At 70.0% G+C, this 18,872-nt stretch carries 13 protein-coding genes; 12 read left to right on the top strand and 1 reads right to left on the bottom strand.

The genetic code is table 11. The features are described from left to right. Window positions 1-127: 127 nt before the first annotated feature. Window positions 128-529: an MGMT family protein gene (locus K9U15_RS05730; RefSeq protein WP_087191476.1), complete on the bottom strand. Its 402-nt coding sequence runs from the start codon at window positions 527-529 to the stop codon at window positions 128-130. A 234-nt stretch (window positions 530-763) separates the two neighbouring features. Here K9U15_RS05730 and K9U15_RS05725 point away from each other — a divergent pair, with 234 nt between their 5' ends. The 12 genes from K9U15_RS05725 to glpK all read left to right on the top strand — a co-directional run bounded on the left by K9U15_RS05725 (window position 764) and on the right by glpK (window position 18,826). Next, complete coding sequence (locus K9U15_RS05725; RefSeq protein WP_301155749.1) at window positions 764-2,413, top strand: efflux RND transporter periplasmic adaptor subunit; 1,650 nt, start codon at window positions 764-766, stop codon at window positions 2,411-2,413. Window positions 2,414-2,417: 4 nt separating this feature from the next. Continuing rightward, entirely contained in the window at window positions 2,418-3,104 is a 687-nt protein-coding gene (locus K9U15_RS05720; RefSeq protein WP_123674396.1) for an ABC transporter ATP-binding protein, read from the top strand. Further along, on the top strand, window positions 3,101-4,294 hold the full coding sequence (locus K9U15_RS05715; protein ID WP_123674397.1) for an ABC transporter permease: 1,194 nt from the start codon (window positions 3,101-3,103) through the stop codon (window positions 4,292-4,294). The genes K9U15_RS05720 and K9U15_RS05715 overlap by 4 nt, the downstream gene beginning before the upstream one ends. 93 nt (window positions 4,295-4,387) lie before the next feature. After that, entirely contained in the window at window positions 4,388-5,125 is a 738-nt protein-coding gene (locus K9U15_RS05710) for a DUF1847 domain-containing protein (RefSeq protein ID WP_096228077.1), read from the top strand. A 359-nt stretch (window positions 5,126-5,484) separates the two neighbouring features. Then, entirely contained in the window at window positions 5,485-11,028 is a 5,544-nt protein-coding gene (locus K9U15_RS05705) for a DUF4430 domain-containing protein (RefSeq protein WP_301155748.1), read from the top strand. A 2-nt stretch (window positions 11,029-11,030) separates the two neighbouring features. Then, window positions 11,031-11,918, top strand: a complete 888-nt coding sequence (locus K9U15_RS05700; protein WP_123674399.1) for a DUF4430 domain-containing protein — start codon at window positions 11,031-11,033, stop codon at window positions 11,916-11,918. 16 nt (window positions 11,919-11,934) lie between these two features. Next, on the top strand, window positions 11,935-12,816 hold the full coding sequence (locus tag K9U15_RS05695) for an energy-coupling factor transporter transmembrane component T (RefSeq protein WP_123674400.1): 882 nt from the start codon (window positions 11,935-11,937) through the stop codon (window positions 12,814-12,816). After that, entirely contained in the window at window positions 12,804-14,558 is a 1,755-nt protein-coding gene (locus K9U15_RS05690) for an ABC transporter ATP-binding protein (protein WP_123674401.1), read from the top strand. Before K9U15_RS05695 ends, K9U15_RS05690 begins: the two co-directional genes overlap by 13 nt. Further along, complete coding sequence (locus tag K9U15_RS05685; protein ID WP_123674402.1) at window positions 14,555-15,259, top strand: ECF transporter S component; 705 nt, start codon at window positions 14,555-14,557, stop codon at window positions 15,257-15,259. Before K9U15_RS05690 ends, K9U15_RS05685 begins: the two co-directional genes overlap by 4 nt. Before the next feature lie 122 nt (window positions 15,260-15,381). Beyond that, window positions 15,382-15,984: an L-threonylcarbamoyladenylate synthase gene (locus K9U15_RS05680; protein WP_123674403.1), complete on the top strand. Its 603-nt coding sequence runs from the start codon at window positions 15,382-15,384 to the stop codon at window positions 15,982-15,984. A gap of 386 nt (window positions 15,985-16,370) precedes the next feature. Then, window positions 16,371-17,351, top strand: coding sequence for an alpha/beta fold hydrolase (locus K9U15_RS05675; RefSeq protein WP_123674404.1), 981 nt, complete (start codon window positions 16,371-16,373; stop codon window positions 17,349-17,351). Further along, window positions 17,330-18,826 carry a glycerol kinase GlpK gene (glpK, locus tag K9U15_RS05670; protein WP_301155747.1) on the top strand — a complete coding sequence of 499 codons (1,497 nt, stop codon included), beginning with the start codon at window positions 17,330-17,332 and terminating at the stop codon, window positions 18,824-18,826. Before K9U15_RS05675 ends, glpK begins: the two co-directional genes overlap by 22 nt. Window positions 18,827-18,872 lie beyond the last annotated feature (46 nt).

Here is an 18,872-nt window from a genome sequence, read left to right as displayed (position 1 = left end):
GAGCGTCCGTTCCGGGCGCTCCCGTTCGCCTGCCGCGCTCGAGGGCGCGCGTCGCGCGTTCCCGCCCGCGTGCCGTCGACGCCCGCGCGTCACGCCGACGGGCCCAATCGGCGCGGTGCCTGCTCCGTCAGTCGCCCAGCTCGCGTTCCCAGTCGAAGTCGGGGGGAGGCGCCAGCGGCACGTTCCCATCGCCTCCGTCGGAGTCCAGCCGGCCGTCCCATTGGCAGGCGCCCATGTCCACGTGCTCGTCATCGGAGAACGTGACGCCCTCCTCTTCCAGCATCTCGCGCTGCACGTCGGGGCCGCCGAAGGCGTAGCCGCGGCACAGGCCTCCGTCCTTGAACACGATGCGATGGCAGGGGATGTGGTTCACCTCGGCGCCCGGGTCGGGGTTCGCGTGCAGCGCGTAGCCCACGTAGCGGGCCGACCGCGGAGCGCCTATCAGGCGCGCCACCTGCCCGTACGATGCTACTTTGCCGTGCGGCACCTGCCGCACCACCGCGAACACCCGCTCCGAGAAATCGCCCATGACACCATCCTTCCGCCCGCGCCTTTCCCTGCTAGGGTATCGCATTGCCCGCGGCCGCGCAAAGGGTCGCCCGCCCGCTCGCCTCAACCGCAGTTTGAGGAATATGTGGTTTCGACGGCTCGGTGCATACCCGCCCAATTCGGCTTCCCTTTTCCTCTTCCGCACCGTATGCTGAAACGGAGAGGCTTATGCTCGATGCCTTGGGGACTGATCGCTTCTTCACACGGGAGGTTCATGATGGCACTGCGACGCAACCGGCGGGGAGACGGCGCGGACGAGCGCGCATCCTGGAGCGACGGCAGGGCAGCGGCGCCGGTGTCCGCGCATCCCATCGGCGCAGCGGCGGGCGAGGACGCCTCCGCGCGCATCGTTCCTGCGGCGCCCGCCGCCCCCGCGATGCCCGCCGCCGAGCCCGCGCCGCAGGCGGCCCCCGGCGCGACCGCCGCGCTCGCCGGCATCCCGCATGCCAACGTCCCCGGCTCAACCGACCCGTTGGGTCCCGCGGACCTGGTCGACGCCGAGGCGCTCGCTGACATGCGGGCGTTCAACGACCTCAAGGCGAAGCGCAAGAAGCAGCGCAAGCGCAAGATCATCATCGGCGTCGCATCGACCGTGGCGGTGCTCGCCGTCGCGGGCGGCGCGTTCGCATGGTACACGGCCGACCAGGCGGCCAAGGCGTTGCAGAACATGGCCCCGCAGACCGGCTTCGTGGAGCAGGGCACCTTCGTCGAGACGGTGTCGGCCTCCGGCAACCTGCAACCCGTCGCGTCGGTGAGCGCCACGCCCGAGGTGGACGGCATCGTGGGCGAGGTGCTCGTGGCCGAAGGCGATGCGGTGGAAGAGGGCCAGACGCTGTTCACCGTGGTCAACGACGAATTGGACAAAGCGGTGAACCAGGCGGCCCAGGGGATCGAGGAGGCCAGGAACGGCGTGGCCCAAGCCCAGAACGCCGTGAACGACGCCTACCACGCCAAGTCCGCCGGCCAGCAGGCGGCCGCGAACGCGCAAGCCCAAGCGCAAGCAGCCGCGGCGGCCGCCAAGGAGGCCGGGGGAGCGGCGGCCGGGTCGTTCGCCGGCGAGCAGGCGTCCTTCGACGAGTCCAGCGCGGATTCCGCCATCAGGTCGGCCGAACTCGCCTTAAGCAACGCGAACCTCGCGCTGCAGAACGCGCAGAGCGCTTACGACGAGGCCGTCGCGCGCGCCGCCAAGCGCACGGTGACCGCCTCCATCGCCGGCAGCGTCGTCGCGGTGAACATCGAGCCCGGCAAGGCGCTCGGGGCCACGGCGAGCGCCGCGACCTCGCCCGTGCAGATCGCCGACCTGTCGCAGATGACCGTCTCCATCAACGTGAACGAGATCGACATCCTCAAGATCAGCGCCGACCAGACCGCCGAAGTCACGTTCACCGCCGCCCCCGACCTCACGCTGCCCGCCACCGTGGTGAGCATCGCCACCACGTCGGCCGGCTCCGGCGACCCGTCGGGCGGCGCCATGTACGGCGGCATGGGCGGCGCCGTCACGTACGCGGTGAAACTGCTCATCGCCGAGCCCGACCCGCGCCTCAAGCCCGGCATGACCGCCAAGGCCGCCATCACCACGACCACCATCGACAACGCGCTCATGGTGCCCATCTCGGCCGTGCAGTCCGACGGCGCGGGCGGTAACTTCGTGATGGTGCTCACCGACCCCGAGACGCAGGAGATGGACGTGCGCGAGGTGGAGGTCGTCGCGTCGGATGGTCTCACGTCCGTCGTGAGGGGCCAGGTGAAGGCCGGCGACGAGGTGGTCGTGAGCGGAGGCGCGGGCCGCGCGTCGGGCGACATGGGCATGGAGGCCGGCGGCATGGCCGCGGCCGACTCCGCCGGCAGCGTCATGGTGGGGTAGCGCCATGGCCAACGTGGTTGAAGCCGTCGACCTGCACCGCATCTACGAGAGCGCTTCGGGCTACACGCACGCCCTGCGCGGCGTGTCGCTGACGGTGGCGCAGGGCGAGTTCCTCGCCATCATGGGCCCGTCGGGTTCGGGCAAGTCCACGCTCATGAACCTGCTGGGCTGTCTCGACACGCCCACGCGCGGGCGTTACCTCCTCGAGGGCGTCGACGTGGCCGACTATCGCGACGACGAGCTCGCCGAGATACGCGCCACGCGCCTCGGCTTCGTGTTCCAGTCGTTCAACCTGCTGCCGCGCGCCACCGTGCTGCGCAACGTGGTGCTGCCGCTCATCTACACGGCCTGCCCGCGCAAGGAGCGCGAGCTGCGCGCCCATGCGGCGCTGCGCAGCGTGTCGCTCGACGAGCGGCTGTACGACCACCGCAGCAACGAGCTGTCCGGCGGCCAGATGCAACGCGTCGCCATCGCGCGCGCCCTCGTGAATGACCCGGCCCTCATCCTGGCCGACGAGCCCACGGGCAACCTCGACACCGCCACGGGCGACATGGTGCTGAACACGTTCAAGCGTCTGCGGGATGCGGGCAAGACCATCGTGCTCATCACGCACGAGCCCGACGTAGCCGCCCATGCCGACCGCGTGGTGCACATTCGCGACGGGCGGCTGTACGAAGGGGAGTGCGCATGAGGATCGGAGACCTGTTCTACGAAACCTGGCACGCGCTGTCCGCGAACAAGGGCCGCTCGCTGCTCACCATCCTCGGCATCGTCATCGGCATCGCGGCCGTCATCGCCATGACCTCGCTCATCGCGGGCGTGCAGAACATGCTCATGGGCGAGATGGGGCTTTCCCAGGCGCGCCAGGTGTCCATCAGCGCCTACTCGCCGCAGGGCATCACGTTCGACGACCTGGACAAGCTCGCGCAGGGCATGCCGGAGTACGAGGTCATTACCGGCGCGTCGTACGCATCGGCCGAGGTCTCGACGGCCGACGGGCAGAAGAACTACGCGAGCATCATCGGCGCCCGCCCCGAGTACTTCACGGCGAACGGGACGAAGCTCAAGGAGGGCCGCTTCTTCACCGAGAGCGAAGAGCAGAACGCCGCGCGGCTCGTGGTGATGGGCGGCGGCGAGATGGCCGTGCAGATGCTCGGCGTTCCCGACACCGAGGCGGTGGGCAAGACGGTGCGCCTCGGCAACGACGACTACACGGTGATCGGCGTGCTGGAGACCTCGACGTTCATGGGCGGGGGCGGGACGTTCTACGCGCCCTACACCACGGCGGAGACGCGCATCGGCAACACGGGGGGCATCCAGCAGATCGTCGGCTTCGCGCGCGAGGGCACCGACATGGACCGTCTCGTCGAGACGACCCAAACCTTCGTGGCGCAGTACTTCAACCTGGAGCCCGAAAACGTGTACGTGTCGTCGCTCGATGCCGTCATCAAGCAGATGGAGACGATGATGACGTCGTTTTCGCTGCTCATGGGGTCGGTAGCGTCGATCTCGCTGTTCGTGGGCGGCATCGGCATCATGAACATGATGCTGACGAACGTCACCGAGCGCATACGCGAGATAGGCCTGCGCAAGTCGCTCGGCGCGCGCCGTCGCGACATAACGAAGCAGTTCTTGCTCGAGGCCATCATGCTGTGCGTGGCCGGCGGCGCGTTCGGCATCGTGTTCGGCTTCTTGGCGGCGTGGGGCTTGGGCCAGGTGATCGGGGCGGTGCAGGCGGGCATGACCGTCACGCCGGTGCTCGCGCCGGGCGTGGTGTTCGGCGCCGTGGCCGTGTGCGTGCTCATCGGCATCGTGTTCGGCTACTACCCGGCGCGCCGCGCCGCCAAGCTCGACCCGGTGGAGTCGCTGCGCTACCAGTAGCGGAAGGAAAAGCTCGACCCGTTGCGTTCGGCAACGCGCGCCGCACCCCGGTGCGCCGCAAACGCAGGGCTGGAAGGCTTGGAAAGGGAGCATATGGAAAACGACGATCCGCGCAGCTGCGCCAACTGCGCCGTGCGGGCTTGCGACGACCGTAGCGCCGAGGGGGCCGCGCGGGCCTATCCCTCGTTCTGCCTGACGCAGCGCACGCCCGACGAGGAGTTCGAAGACGCGGCCGCCCTCTATCGGGACGACCCCGAGACGGCGCGCATCTTCCAAGCCGCCGCCGAGGTGGAGGGCCTCTTCTACAGCCAGCTCACGCGCGTGGAGGAGGTCATGGTGTTCGCCCGGCGCATAGGCGCGCGCAAGATCGGCATCGCCACGTGCATGGGGCTCATCGACGAGGCCCAGGCGTTCGCCCGCATCCTGCGCGCCAAGGGATTCGAAGACGTGTGCGCCGTGGCCTGCAAGGTAGGTGCCGTGGCGAAGGAGCGTGCGGGCATCGCCGACGACGTGAAGGTGCATCCCGGCTGCTTCGAACCCACGTGCAACCCTATCATGCAGGCGCGCATCTTGAACGAAGCCGGCTGCGACCTGAACGTGATCGTGGGCCTGTGCGTGGGCCACGACACGCTGTTCATGAAGCATGCGGAAGCTCCCGTGACCTACCTGGTGGTGAAGGACCGCGTGCTCGCCCACAACCCCGCAGCCGCGCTCTACACGAAGGGCTCGTACTACAAGCGCCTCCTGTCGCCCGACCTTCCCGAGCCGCGCCCGCGTGCAGGGAAGGAAGGCGGTACTCCGACGCCGGGGGACGCCGCCCAGGTCGAGTAGCCGGCGCGCGGGAAGCCGCCGTCCGTGAGGGGACGTCTGCGCCGCTGCGCTCGCTGCCCGGGGCGTAACCCGCCAGACCTTATTTGTCCGCGAGTCTTTCCGCGCCGTCCCCGCGGCGTCGGTTTGGTGCTAGAATGCGTCAGCAATAGAAATTGGCTAGGATGGAGCGCGCCGGGCGCGGCGCCGGGCCGCCGACGAGGCTGCCCGAGGGGAATGCGGGTGAGAATCCCGCGCTATACCAGTAACCGTAAACGCCGATGAGCGGAACCCGCGATGCCCCGCAGCATCGCCCGTCTCAGATGAGGCAAAGTCGGACTACCTGTCCATCACACCTCGAAGCCCTGGAAAGTGAGGTTCCGATGACCATCGGTTCTCAATCTGCGCGCTCCGGTTCGGACGGTGCGGAACTACCCAAGAAACTACTTTCCCTGCTCATGGCTATGGTGCTGGCGTTCTCGCTCGTGCCGAGCGCCGCCTGGGCGGCGGACGCGGCCTCCGAGCCCTCCGCACCTGCCGGAGTCGCCGGGCAGGACGAAGCGCTCGAAGAGGAGCCGGCCGCCGTTCCAACGGAGGAGCCGGCGAATATCGCCCTGCCAGATGCGACCACTCCCGATGAGGACGCCGAACCGGGCGCCCCCAGCGAGGGTGCCGAACCGGGCGCCTCTACCGAGCAGGCACTTGAGGAGGAGGCTGGCCGGCAGCAGCTCGACGAGGAGTCTGCCGGCACCCCGATTGGCGCGGAGGTCACTTCCGTTCCCGGGGCGTCGCCGTCCCTGCTCGCAGCCCCGGCTTCCCTCGATGGTGTGCGTATCAAGGCATCGGCGACAGCTGACCTGCCGAGCAAGATCGGCGTGGGACAATCGCTCTATGCTTGGGCGTTCATCGAAGAAGAGGACGACTGGGGCTGGGATACCGAAGAGGTGGAGATAGACGACTACACCGGTGCGACGTTCCAGTGGTATCGAGGTGCGAAGAAGGTAACCTATGCCTCCGGCACTTCTAGCTATCGCGACTACGTCCTCATCGACGGAGCGACGTTCCAAACCTACCAGGCAAGTGAACCCGACCAGGGCTCTTGCCTCGCAGTTAAAGTGACGCTGCCGGGAGGAAGCGAGTTCTGGTCGAAGGCCTCGACATCCCAGGTGACGGACGGCAAGACGAAGCTGGCATCGGTTGGGGTGGCCGGTAAGGCGAAGACGGGCCAGACGCTCGTTGCCACGGCCTACGGCGAGCCGCAGTACAGTTGGCAAGACCCCGAACCGGTCACGGCTGGGGTGACATACCAGTGGCTGCGCAGCGCGGCCGAAGACGGCGAGTTCACCCTCATCGAGGACGCGACGGGTGCAGTTTACGAAGTGACGGCAGAGGATGCGGGCAGCTACCTGAAGGTGGTTGCCACCTCCTCGAATGCGGTTGAGGCTGCAGTCGGGCCCGTTGTTGCGGCAGGATCGCCGGAAAACGAGGCGCGCCTCGCCGCGGCCGTCGAGGCGCTGAAAAACGACGGCTTCAGCGGCTGGTGTCCCAACCCCGTGTACGGAAGCGATACCAACCTCAACGTCGTGATGGAGGCGGAGCTCGCAAAGCTTGGATTCTCCGATGTAACCTCGCAGGTTTCCTCGGCCACGTTCGAGAGTCCTGACCCCAAGCAGACCGGCGGTATCGATACGTCGAGCGGCTCCTCCAACGGCGACATCACGTACTTCTATGTCTCCCCCGACGAGAAGGGCGCACTCGACTACAGCGTCATCCGCCGCCTCGACCTGGAGTTCTCGCTCGCCTGCGGCGATGCGTCCAATACCTACGCGCCGAGCAAGCCCACGGCGCTCGCATGGGACGAGGGCCGGGTCGAGCGCATGCTGGGGGAGAAGGCTGCATCCCTTGTGGTGGGCTTCGCCTTGGATGATGAGGCCGACGCCGTCACGCAGAATCTGACGCTGCCGAACAAGCTGGAGGGGAAACCGTGGTCCGAGGTGTCGTGGACGTCGTCCGACCCCTCGGTGGTGAAAGTCAGCGGATACAGCTGGTCAAACTACACGGGCACGGTAGTGCGCAGCGCTGCCGACCGCACAGTGCAGCTGACAGCCGCCGTTGGTATCGTAACGTCCGGCGGCCCGGAGACGACTATCGAGAAGACGTTCGAAGTCACCGTGAAGGGCGACCCGGACAAGGTGGCGGCGGAGAGGGCGGCGCTCGAGCAGAAGGTGGGGGAGAACTTCACCTGCGACAGCATCACGCTGGCCGAGACGGGGGAGCCTGTCGGCGCGAGCGCGCTGACGGGCGACGTGAGCCTGCCGAAGCCGGCTACGATCGGCGTAGACGGCAAGTACTACGAGGTGAAGTACACGGCCTCGACCGACGCGGTGGTGCCGAACGGGTGGGCCGGCAAGGTGTACCGCCCGCTGCCCGGCGAGGCTCCGGCGCAGGTGGATATCACGCTTACCGTGACCGACAAGGCGAACGCCGAGATCAGCGCCTCCAAGACGCTCTCGTTCACGGTTTCCCCCATGGATCAGGCCGACCTCGACCGCGAGGCCGCGCTCATGGAGCAGGCCGTGGTCGGCTATGCCGCCGCGCTTGCGAAAGGCCAGGACGCCGGCGCGGTCACGGGCGACCTGCACGCGTTCCAGAAGGCGTACCTCGACGCGGACGGCAATCTGGCCTGGGCGTACGACCATGAGGCGGCCGACGCTGCGGGCAGCGGCATCGTGCCGGTGGACCTCGAGGGCTACGATCCCCTGGGCTCGGCCGGCTGGCGCCTGTTCAAGTCGAGCAACCCCTCTGTCGTGTCCCATGAGAACCTGCTGGTGACCCAGCCCGCATACAGCGCGAAAGTCACCGTCGAGTCGCGCCTGGCCAGCGAGAAGTACGCGCGCTATGCGGAGCGCTATCCGGACGACCCCGTCTTCCAGAAGCTGGCCGGACGCACCGTGGCCGCCGAGTTCACGGTCGAGGGCACGAGCGGGCAGGAGGACCCCTACGTCACGGCCACGTGCTCGGTGATCGGCATGGACAAGGACGGCGCGGCGCAGACCTGGGCGGCGGCCGAGCCGTACACGCTCGACGCGGGAGCCACGGTGGCCGATCTGGCCGAGGCGCTGTTCGCGAGAACCGGGATGACGGCTGACTTCGGCATCGGCGCATGGGGATGGTCGCTCAACTCCATCACCTCGCCTTTCGACGCCGGGCTGACGCTCAAGTGGGGCACGTTCCAGGGCTTGGGCTGGATGTTCTACGTGAACGGCCAGGACCTCGGCGAGGGAGCGGACAAGTGCGTGCTCCAGCCGGGCGACCGCGTCATCTGGCGCTACGGCGCCTGGGATGACCCGGCTCCCACCGACAAGCTGTCGGTGACGTGCGAGGTCATCGGCGCGGACGCCGACGGGGCCCCGCAGACGTGGGCCTCCGCGACATCGTTCGCCCTGGACGAGGGCGCGACGGCCGCCGACCTCTCCGAGGCGCTGTTCGAGCAGGCGGGTCTGTCCGCCCAGACGGGTGTGGGCCAATACGGCTGGTTCCTCGATTCCATCGCCTCGCCGTACACCGGCGAGCAATTGGGAAGCGTCGAGACGTCCCCGGGCGTGTGGTCGTACTGGCAGCTGTTCGTGAACGGGGAGCTGGCGAAGGTAGGCGCCGGAGGCCACGTGCTCGAGGCGGGAGACGAGGTTGTCTGGTGCTATGGCTCCGACGGCACGCTGCCTGGCCAGGTGGCGGCCTCCTGCGAGATCGTCGGCCTCGACGCGAACGGCAACGCGCAGCGGTGGGCCGCCCCCGCAACCTATACGATGGTGGAAGGCGCCACAGCGGCCGATCTCACGGAGCAGGTGTTCGCAGCACAGCGCATCGAGGCGGACTACGATCCCAACGGTACGCACGGCTGGTTCCTCGACTCCGTCACCTCGCCTTTCGATCCATCGCTCACGCTGGCGATGGAATCCGTGCCCCCGTACCGTTACTGGCAGCTCTTCGTGAACGGCAAGCCCACGGACTATGGCGCCGGCTCGATCGTGCTGCAACCGGGCGACGAGGTATCGTGGTTCTATTCCGAATACGGCGCGAGCCTTCCCGACCTGGACGCCGTCGTCACCGACCCCGATGCCCCGCGCCCGAGCTACGATGCCGCCTGGCCCGGCTTCGGCGGGGATGGCGCGGTGGAAGCGCCCACGCCCACGCAATCGGCGGAGCAGGCGTGGTCCTACGATTTCCGCGAGGGTGCGAGCGGCGACGTGGGCGTGTCGGAGCCGCTTATCGTGAACGGCGACGTGTACCTCGTGGTGAACGGGGAGCTGCGGGTGATCGACGCGTCCACCGGGACGGTCAAGAAGAACCGCGACGGGAGGGAGCTGCGCGCGAACGTCGGGGGGAGGAGCGCCTACTGCAACCGTCCGGTCTACACGGGGGGCGTGGTCGTCGTTCCGTCCGATGACGGGAGCCTCGCCGCCTTCACGGCCGACGAGCTGGTGTGCGTGTGGAAGACGAAGCCGCTCGAGGCGGACGGCGCGCAGGGCTACCAGTCGCTCTCCTCGCTGACGGTGAATGGATCGTACGTGTTCGCCGCCTTCACGACGGTCGGCGCCGGCAGCGTGGGCACGGGCGGCGTGCGCCTGTGCGTGGACGTGCGCGACGGATCGGTGAGGTGGCTGCAGCGGGACGAGCCGGCCGAGCAGGGCGGCGCGGCCGGCTACTACTGGGCCGGCGCCGCCGTGTCGGGGGCCGACCTCGTCGTGGGCAACGACGCGGGGCTCGTGCAGCTGGTGGACGGCGAGACGGGCGCGGTGAAGGCGACGGTCGACGTGGGCGCCCCGATCCGCGCGGGCGTCGTCGCCCTTCCCGAGACGGCGCGGGCCGGCGCGGGCGACCGGTTCGCCGTGGTGTCGAGCGACGGCGTGCTGCACCTCGTCGCCCGCGAGGGCGACCAGCTGGCCGAGGCGGGTTCCGTGAGGTTCGCCGGCAAGTCCACCTCCACGCCGGCCGTGTCGGGTGGCAAGGCGTTCGTATGCGGTGCCGACGACCAGGGGTACGGCACGCTCTCGGTCATCGACCTGGCGTCGCTTTCCGTGGAGCGCACGGTGCGCGGCGGGAAGGACGAGGCGCAGTCGTCCCCGCTCGTGTCGGTGCAGGGCGACGGCACGTACGCGTACTTCACCTGCAACGGGCTGCCCGGCGGGGTATACGGCTACCGGCTGGGCGACGAGGCGGCCTACACGCTGTTCACGCCTGCCGCCGGCGAGCAGAACTACTGCTTCGCTTCCGTCATGGCCGACGGCGCCGGCAACCTGTACTATACGAACGACGCGGGCCGGTTGTTCGCCCTGAAGGGGCTGGACGGCGTGCGGGTGACGTTCGACGCGAAGGGCGGCTCGTTCGTGCCGTCGGTCTTCGTGGCGCTGGGCAAGCCGGTGCTGCGCCCGTCCGATCCGGTGCGCAGCGGTTACACGTTCGCGGGCTGGTTCTCAGACGAGGCGTGCACGGCGGCGTGGGACTTCGCGACGCCGGTCGGGTCGGCTCTCACGCTGTATGCCAAGTGGGAGAAGCAATCGGGCCAGCAGGAAGGTTCGACGGATGGCGAGACCTCGTCGGGCGGGGCACCCGGCCAACGCACGCCGCTCGGCGGTGCGCCGGCGGCCGCGCATGCCCCGCTTGTGCAGGAGGCCGCCGCCAAGGCGGAGGAGAAGGCGGACGCGGGAGCGGCGAAGGCGTCGACGCGCGCCGGGGCCTCGTCGGCTGCGGGAGGCTTCGCTGCCGACGACGGACCCTCGACGCCCGGCGTGCCCGGCGGCGTGAACCCGTGGGCCGTCGGGGGCATCGCCGTGGGCGCCGCCGGCTTGGCGGGCGCCGTCGCGTACGCCGTGCTGGGACGCCGGCGGGTGAGCGCTTCCGCGCCGCATGGGAAGGGAAGGAGCTAGCCATGGCCGAAAACAAGAAGCCGGACGACCGCATTGCCCCGCGAGCCCCGCGCACAGCGGGCGAGGCGGCTGCGCCCCTTGAGGTGCAGGACGAGAAGCCCCTCGCCCATGGTGACGAGGTGGAAGGGACGGCTGCTCCGCGCGAGGATGAGGCTGCGCGCCCCTGTCTCGATGGCGCTGTCGAGCGAGCCGCCGATGCCCCGCGGGCGAAACGCGCTCCGCTGAGCGCAGCGCAGAAGGTGGGCGTCGGCATCGCCGCGGCGCTCTCTGTCGCTCTCATCGCCGTGTCGGCGTACTTCGTCGCCGCTCCGGCGGTCGAGGGGTCCCAGGCTGGCGACCTGCTTGCTACCACGCAGGAGGCGGGGCCTGTGGGCCAGGCGGACGAACCCGCCGCCGAGGACGAGCAACAGCAGGCGGAGGAGCAAGGCGGTGCGGGCGGGGCAGTAGCCGGAGACCCCGCAGGTGCGGATGCGTCGGCGCCCGCAGCCGAGGCAGGAGCCGACGTGTCCGACGGCGGCGCGTCGGGCGGCGGGGCGACGTCTAACGGCTCCGCATCCGCCTCGTCGAGCGCATCTGTGCGGCCGGCCACCGTCACCGTGAGCGTGACCGTGGACTCGTCGGCCGCCGACGGGCGCGTGTCGGGCGGCGCCAACCCCACGTTCGAGCAGGGCGCCACCGTCTACGATGCGCTCATGGCATGCGGCCTTTCCGTCAATGCGTCCAGCACGCCGCTCGGTATCTACGTCAACGCCATCGGAGGTTTGGCGGAGAAGGAGTACCCCGGCGAGAGCGGGTGGAAGTATTCTGTCAACGGCGAGGTTATCATGAGGTCCTGCGACAGCGTCGTTTTGCAGGACGGCGACGTCGTGCGCTGGTTCTACGCTCGATAGGAAGGGGGGTGCGGCGATGCTCGGCAGCGGGGGCGCGAAGCCCACGGCGTTCGACCGGTATCATCCGGCGGTGGCGTTTAGCTACTTCGCCTGCGTGCTCGCGTTCGGCATGGCGGCGATGCAGCCGGTCTACCTCGCCCTCTCGCTCGCGGCGGCGCTCTCGTACAGCATCATTTTGCGGGGCGTGCGCGCCACGCTGCGCACGGCGCTGTGGCAGATGCCGCTCATCCTGGTGATGGCGGTGGCGAACCCGCTGTTCTCGGCCATGGGCTCCACGGAGCTCTTTCGCATCGGCCTGCGGGCGTTCTACCTGGAGAGCCTGGTGTTCGGCGCCTGCATGGGCGCCATGTTGGTGTGCGTGCTGCTGTGGTTCTCGAACGCCTCGCGCGTGCTCTCGTCGGACAAAGTAATGGCGCTGTTCGGCAACGCGGCCCCCACGATCGGCCTCATGCTGTCCATGGCGATGCGCCTCGTGCCCCAGTTCATGCGCCGGGGCGCCACGGTGGGCGATGTGCAGCGGGCGTGCACGTCCGCACGCGCCACGGGGCTGCTCGAGGGTGCGCGCTCGCAGCTGCGCATGACGTCCGTGCTGATGGGATGGGGAATGGAAGACTCGCTCGAAACGGCCGACGCCATGCGCGCCCGCGGGTGGGGCGCCCGCGCGCGCCGCACGACCTACCGTCGCTGCCGCTTCCGCGCCCGCGACGGCGCGGCGCTTGGCGTGCTGGCGGCGCTCGCAGCGCTGAACGCCGTGCTCGCGTACGTCGCCTGCACGCAGTTCCACTTCTACCCCACATTGAGCGCGCTCACGGTGTGGTGGGGCTACGTTCCCTTTGCCGTGCTGGCGTTCGCGCCGCTCGCGCTCGAGGCGAGGGAGCGTGCGCGATGGACGCGGTGAGGGCGCAGGGCTTCGCGTTCACCTACCCCGATGCGCCGGCGCGCACGTTCGGCCCGCTCGACTGGCGGGTTGCGGAGGGGTCGTTCACGTTGCTCGTGGGTGCCACCGGCTGCGGCAAGACCACGCTTCTGCGCTGCCTCAAGCCCGCGCTCGCGCCGACGGGCGCCCAGGAGGGCCGCTTGGAGGTGCTGGGCCGCGAGCCGGCCGCGTTCGACGCCGCCGACGGCGCCGCGCAGGTGGGCTACGTCGCCCAGAACCCGGAGAACCAGCTTGTGTGCGACACGGTGTGGCACGAGCTGGCGTTCGCGCTGGAGAACATCGGCCTCGACCAGAACGCCATGCGCCGGCGCGTCGCCGAGGTCGCGCACTTCTTCGGCATCGAGCCGTGGTTCCGCGCGTCCGTGGCCGACCTGTCGGGCGGCCAGCAGCAGATGGTGAACCTGGCGGCCGTGCTGGCGTGCCAACCGCGGCTGCTCGTGCTCGACGAGCCCACGGCGCAGCTCGACCCGGTGGCCGAGAAGAACTTCCTGCATGCGCTCTTCCGCGTGAACCGCGAGCTGGGCATCACCGTCGTCATGGCAACCCACGCCCCCGAGGCCACCGCCCCCTACGCCACCGACCTCGTGGAGCTGGCGAACGGCCAGGTGCGCCCGGTTGCCGTTCCCTGCGCGACGGCAGATGCACCCGCACCCGGCCCCGCGTCCGCCTTCGGCCCTGCATCCGCGATCCCCTCCCCACGCGTCGAGGGCGCGTCAGGTGGGTCCGAGAATCCTCTTCTCGACGTGGAGGCGGCGCCCCGCCCGATCCGCGAGGTGTCCTCCGCCCGCCCGATCCGCGAGGTGTCTCCCGCCGCAACTCGCGAGGCGCCTCCCGTCCTCTCCTTCCGCGACGCGCACTTCCGCTACTCCCGCGAGGCCGGTTGGGTGGTGCGCGGCCTGGACCTGGACGTGCGTATGGGCGATGTCCACGCCGTCGTGGGAGGCAACGGCTGCGGCAAGTCAACGTTGCTGCGCCTTGCGGCCGGCGTTCTCCGCCCCGAGCGCGGGCGCGTGGCCAACCGCCTGGCCGCCCGCCAAGCGCTGCTGCCGCAGAACCCGAAGGCGCTGTTCGTGTGCGATACGGTGGCCGAGGAGCTGCGCGAGTGGCAGCGCGGCTGCGGCTACGGAGACGATGCGGTGGATGCGGCGCTCGGGCGCTTCTCGCTCGCGGCGCATGCCGCGCGGCATCCCTACGACCTGTCGGGCGGCCAGCAGCAGCTGCTCGCCTTCGCGAAGATCCTGCTCACCGACCCCGACCTGCTGCTGCTCGACGAGCCCACCAAGGGCCTCGACACGCCCACGAAACGCGTGCTGGCCGATGCGGTGCGTTCCTGCGCCCGCTCCGGGGCCACCGTCGTGCTCGTGACCCACGACCTGGCGTTCGCCGCCCGCGTGGCCGACCGCGCCACCATGCTGTTCGACGGCGAGGCCGCCTGCACGGAACCTGCCGAGGAGTTCTTCGCGGGCAACCTGTTCTACCGCCCGGTACCTGATGCGTTCTTCCGCACCTGGCGCGCCGGGGCGGGGGAGCCGCGGGCCGACGACGGCCCGGACGGCGGGAGCAGCGCTCCTTCCCGCCCCGGCCCCCTTGTCTCTTCGGGCGGAGGCCTGCGCACCTCCTTGGAGGGCGAACCTCTGCCCGCTGCGGGGGCGGGCGCGTCGGGGGCTCACACGCTCGATCCCAATGACGGGACGGCCCGATGAGCGCCAAGGTGCTGCGCGCGTTGGAGGTGCCCGCGCTCTTGGCAGTGCCGCTCGTGCTGGCCGCGTGCGCCTATCTCAACCTCGACCAGAGCGCGCTGCTCACCGTGGCCACGGCGCTTACGGCAGTGGGGGTGTTCTTCGCCGCCTTCGAGACCTCGCGTCCCTCCTTGCGGCAGGTCATGCCCACGGTGGTGCTCGCCGCCCTCGCGGCGGCCGGCCGCATGCTGTTCGCGCCCATCCCCGACTTCAAGCCGGTGTCGGCCATCTGCATCCTGGCGGGCGCGGTGTTCGGGCGGAGCAGCGGCTTCATGGTGGGCGCGCTCGCCGCGCTCGTGTCGAACTTCTTCTTCGGGCAGGGGCCGTGGACGCCCTGGCAGATGTACGCCTGGGGGCTAGTCGGCTACCTGGCCGGCGTGCTGGCCGACCGCGGCTGGCTCGACCGCACGCCGGCGCTGCTCGCGTTCGGCTTCTCGTCGGCGCTTTTGTACGGCCTGCTGCTGAACGGCTGGAACGCCATCGGCTTCGTCCACCCGCTCACGCTACCCGCCGTCCTCGTGTCCTTCGGCGCTGCGCTGCCGTTCGACCTCATGCACGGCGCGGCAACGGTGGCGTTCCTCGCCGCCCTGTACCTGCCTTGGAAGAAGAAGCTCGAGCGCATCAAGAAGAAGTACGCGCTGGTGCCCGACGGCGGCGCGCAGTGAGTTCCCGTCAGCCGGCCGGCTGCGCGGCGCTCGGCGATGCGTATTGCGGTGCGCACGAGGCGACGTGCTACAATGGCGGCTCCCCGCATGGTGCAGGGAGGGCGGCAGAAGGCGAGAACCCCATGCGAACCAGTACGATCGACCAGGCGGCCCGCGCCCTCAGGCAGGGCGAGGCGGTCATCTTCCCGACCGAGACGGTGTACGGCCTGGGGGTCTCCGTGCGCGCCGCGACAGGCCCCGACGTGCTCTACGACCTGAAGGAGCGCGATCGCGGCAAGCCCATCTCCTGGCTGGTGGGAGGCGCGGACGACCTCGACCGCTACGGCGCGCGCGTTCCCGCGATCGCGCGCAAGCTGGCGGACGCGTACTGGCCCGGTCCGCTCACCCTCGTCGTACACGCTTCCGACGAGGTGCCCGAGGCGTTCCGCTCGGACGCGGGCACCATCGGCCTGCGCATGCCCGACAACGCCACGGCGCTCGCGCTCGTCCGCGCCGCCGGATGCCCTCTGGCCACCACGTCGGCGAACCTCTCGGGCCGTGCGGCCGCCGGCGCCCTCGATGCCCTCGACCCCGAGCTTGCCGCACGCGTCGGCACGATCGTGCCCGACGAGGCCGACGGCGCCTCGAGCGGCGTGGCCTCTACCGTGCTCGACTGCACGCAGGACCCCCCTGCAATCGTGCGCGAGGGCGCCGTGACCCTCGCAGATATCCTCGCCCTCGCCTAGGGCGCTGCTCCCCATTCTGCACAGTAATCACCGAATTTCGACGTTTTTGCGCGGGAAAGCTTCGCTTCCCCTGCCTCCCGGTGCGAACGGCTCCCGTTTCGCCTGGTCGCGTGGCTTCGAAGAAGCGCAAGCCCTGTCGAGGTGGATGCAGGGCGTACAAAATCGGTGATTACTGTGCTGGGAGCTCGACCAGCCGGACAGGGGGCCGCCCGCCCGGCCCGCCAGCATCTGGCCGCCAGTCCGCCGACATCCGCCCGTCCAGCCCGCCGACGGCCGGCTGCCCGGCTCGCCGGCACCCAGCCATCGCGCCCATCCGCCCATCCGCCCGCCGCCCGCGGCTTCTCGGGTATAATGAAGCCTCCAAACAACTCCCGGGGAGGGCGCGCATGGCTGCTACGGTTTCCACTGCTCCGATCGGTTTCCTGTCCCACGACGGCACATCCCAGATCAGGGGCCTCATCTGGGCGCCCGAGCGCCCGGCGGGCACCCGTGCGCCTGCGCCGCGCGGCGTCGTGCAGATCGTGCACGGCATGTCCGAGCACCTGGGGCGCTACGACGAGTTCGCCCGCTTCCTCGTGGGCCGCGGCTTCGTGGTGTGCGCGAGCGACCACGTGGGCCACGGCAAGAGCGTACCCGACCCCGCCAAGCTGGGGTGCCTGCCCGCGCACGGCGGCAAGGACGTGCTCGTCGAGGACGTCCACGAGCTGCGCCGCACGGTGGCGGCCCGCTACTCCCGCCAGACGCCCTACATCCTGTTCGGCCATTCCATGGGCAGCTTCGTCGTGCGCGCCTACCTGGCCCGCCACGCCGAGGGCCTGGCCGCGGCCGTCATCTGCGGCACGGGCACCCAGCCGCTCGTGCTGTCGAAGGCGGGCAACTTCGTCGCGCGCCGCATAGCGGCGTCGAAGGGGGAGGACTACCGGAGCGCCTTCCTCGACGGTTTGGGTGCCGGCGCCTTCGCCAAGCAGATCGAGAACGCCCGCACGCCGTTCGACTGGCTGTCCACCGACCCGGCCGTCGTGGACGCCTACATTGCCGACGAGATGTGCGGCGCCATGTTCTCCGCGGGCGGCTACGCCACGCTCACCGACCTCACGGGCGAGGTGGTCACGCGTGCCTGCGCGGCGAAGGTGCCCCGCGGCCTGCCCGTGCTGTTCGTGGGCGGCGCCGAGGACCCGGTGGGCAGCTGCGGCAAGGGCGTGCACGCCGCCGCCGAGCTCCTGCGCGGCGCGGGGGTCGAGCGTGTGGACGAGGTCCTCTACTCGGGCATGCGCCACGAGATACTCAACGAGCCCGGCCGCGCCCAGGTCTATACTGACATCGCACAGTGGATAGAGGAGCACGCATGCGAAAAGCCTACGTCGTAGCGCTCGACCAGGGAACCACCTCGTCGCGCGCCATGCTCGTCGACGCGGACGGGCGCGTCGTCGACGCGGTGCAGAACCCGTTCCCGCAGCATTACCCCCGCCCGGGATGGGTGGAGCACGACCCGCTGGACATCCTGTCGTCCCAGCTGGGAGCCCTCGCCGAGCTCACGGTGTCGCACGGCCTGGGGCCTGCCGACCTGGACAGCATCGGCATCACGAACCAGCGCGAGACCACGGTCTTGTGGAACCGCGAGACGGGCCGGCCCGTGGGCAATGCCATCGTGTGGCAGTGCCGCCGCACGGCACCCATTATCGAGGAATTGTGCGGCGACCCGGACGTCGCCCGCCGCATCGCGGACACGACGGGCCTCGTGCCCGACGCCTACTTCTCAGCCAGCAAGATCAAGTGGCTGCTCGACAACGTGCCCGGCGCCCGCGCCGACGCCGAGGCCGGCAAGCTGGCGTTCGGCACCGTGGACAGCTGGCTCGTGTGGTCGCTCACGGACGGGCAGGTGCACGCCACCGACGTCACGAACGCCAGCCGCACCATGCTCTACGACATCCACGGAATGCGCTGGGACCCGTGGCTGCTTGACCTGTTCGGCATTCCCGCGTCCCTGCTGCCAGACGTGCGCCCCTCGTCGGCCGACTACGGCGTGACGGCGAACCCCGGCGTGGTGCGCGGCGTGCCCATCCGCGGCGTGGCGGGCGACCAGCAGGCCGCGCTCTTCGGCCAGTGCTGCTTCGAGGCGGGGCAGGCGAAGAACACGTACGGCACCGGCTGCTTCCTGCTCATGCACACGGGGTGCGAGGCGTGCCGTTCCACGAACCGCCTGGTCACGACGCTGGCCGCCTCCGCGCCGGGCACGCCCGGGCCCGAGTACGCGCTCGAGGGCAGCGTGTTCATGGCCGGCGCGCTGCTGCAGTGGCTTCGCGACGAGCTGGGCCTCATCGACGACGTGGCCGAGACGTGCGCCATCGCGCGCAGCGTGCCCGACACGGGGGGCGTGTACGTGGTGCCCGCCTTCACCGGGCTCGGTGCGCCGTACTGGGACGCCGAGGCGCGCGGTGCCATCTACGGCCTCACGCGCGGGACGAACCGCGCCCATATCGTGCGCGCCGCGCTGGAGTCGCTGGCCTACCAGGTGCACGACCTGGCCGTGGCCATGGAGGCGGACGCGGGCCTGCCGCTGAAGGTGCTCAAGGTGGACGGCGGTGCGTCGGAGAACGATTTTCTCATGCAGTTCCAAAGCGACCTCTTGCGCACGCCGCTGCACCGTCCCCAGAATACGGAGACGACGGCGCTCGGCGCGGCCTACCTGGCCGGTTTGGGAACCGGCTTCTGGAAGGACACCGCGCGCCTGTGCGACCTGCGCTCGTCGGACACGGTCTACGTGCCGGGCATGGAGGACGCCCGCCACGCCAAGCTGCTGGAAGGCTGGGCCGAGGCCGTGAAGCGCACGATGGCAAGATAAGCGCCCCGGTCGCCCCAAGGACGGCCTGCCGCCCGCCCGGCGTGGC

It is taken from the genome of Gordonibacter sp. RACS_AR68 (assembly GCF_030418485.1).
GTDB classification, from domain to species: Bacteria; Actinomycetota; Coriobacteriia; order Coriobacteriales; family Eggerthellaceae; genus Gordonibacter; species Gordonibacter urolithinfaciens.
Note: the sequence above shows the minus strand (reverse complement) of the source record. Positions and strands in the feature narration are given on the sequence as shown.

Coding starts and splice junctions, on each gene's coding strand:
- K9U15_RS05730 (WP_087191476.1), bottom strand. CDS start 529: ATGGGCGATTTCTCGGAGCGGGTGTTCGCGGTGGTGCGGCAGGTGCCG.
- K9U15_RS05725 (WP_301155749.1), top strand. CDS start 764: ATGATGGCACTGCGACGCAACCGGCGGGGAGACGGCGCGGACGAGCGC.
- K9U15_RS05720 (WP_123674396.1), top strand. CDS start 2,418: ATGGCCAACGTGGTTGAAGCCGTCGACCTGCACCGCATCTACGAGAGC.
- K9U15_RS05715 (WP_123674397.1), top strand. CDS start 3,101: ATGAGGATCGGAGACCTGTTCTACGAAACCTGGCACGCGCTGTCCGCG.
- K9U15_RS05710 (WP_096228077.1), top strand. CDS start 4,388: ATGGAAAACGACGATCCGCGCAGCTGCGCCAACTGCGCCGTGCGGGCT.
- K9U15_RS05705 (WP_301155748.1), top strand. CDS start 5,485: ATGACCATCGGTTCTCAATCTGCGCGCTCCGGTTCGGACGGTGCGGAA.
- K9U15_RS05700 (WP_123674399.1), top strand. CDS start 11,031: ATGGCCGAAAACAAGAAGCCGGACGACCGCATTGCCCCGCGAGCCCCG.
- K9U15_RS05695 (WP_123674400.1), top strand. CDS start 11,935: ATGCTCGGCAGCGGGGGCGCGAAGCCCACGGCGTTCGACCGGTATCAT.
- K9U15_RS05690 (WP_123674401.1), top strand. CDS start 12,804: ATGGACGCGGTGAGGGCGCAGGGCTTCGCGTTCACCTACCCCGATGCG.
- K9U15_RS05685 (WP_123674402.1), top strand. CDS start 14,555: ATGAGCGCCAAGGTGCTGCGCGCGTTGGAGGTGCCCGCGCTCTTGGCA.
- K9U15_RS05680 (WP_123674403.1), top strand. CDS start 15,382: ATGCGAACCAGTACGATCGACCAGGCGGCCCGCGCCCTCAGGCAGGGC.
- K9U15_RS05675 (WP_123674404.1), top strand. CDS start 16,371: ATGGCTGCTACGGTTTCCACTGCTCCGATCGGTTTCCTGTCCCACGAC.
- glpK (WP_301155747.1), top strand. CDS start 17,330: ATGCGAAAAGCCTACGTCGTAGCGCTCGACCAGGGAACCACCTCGTCG.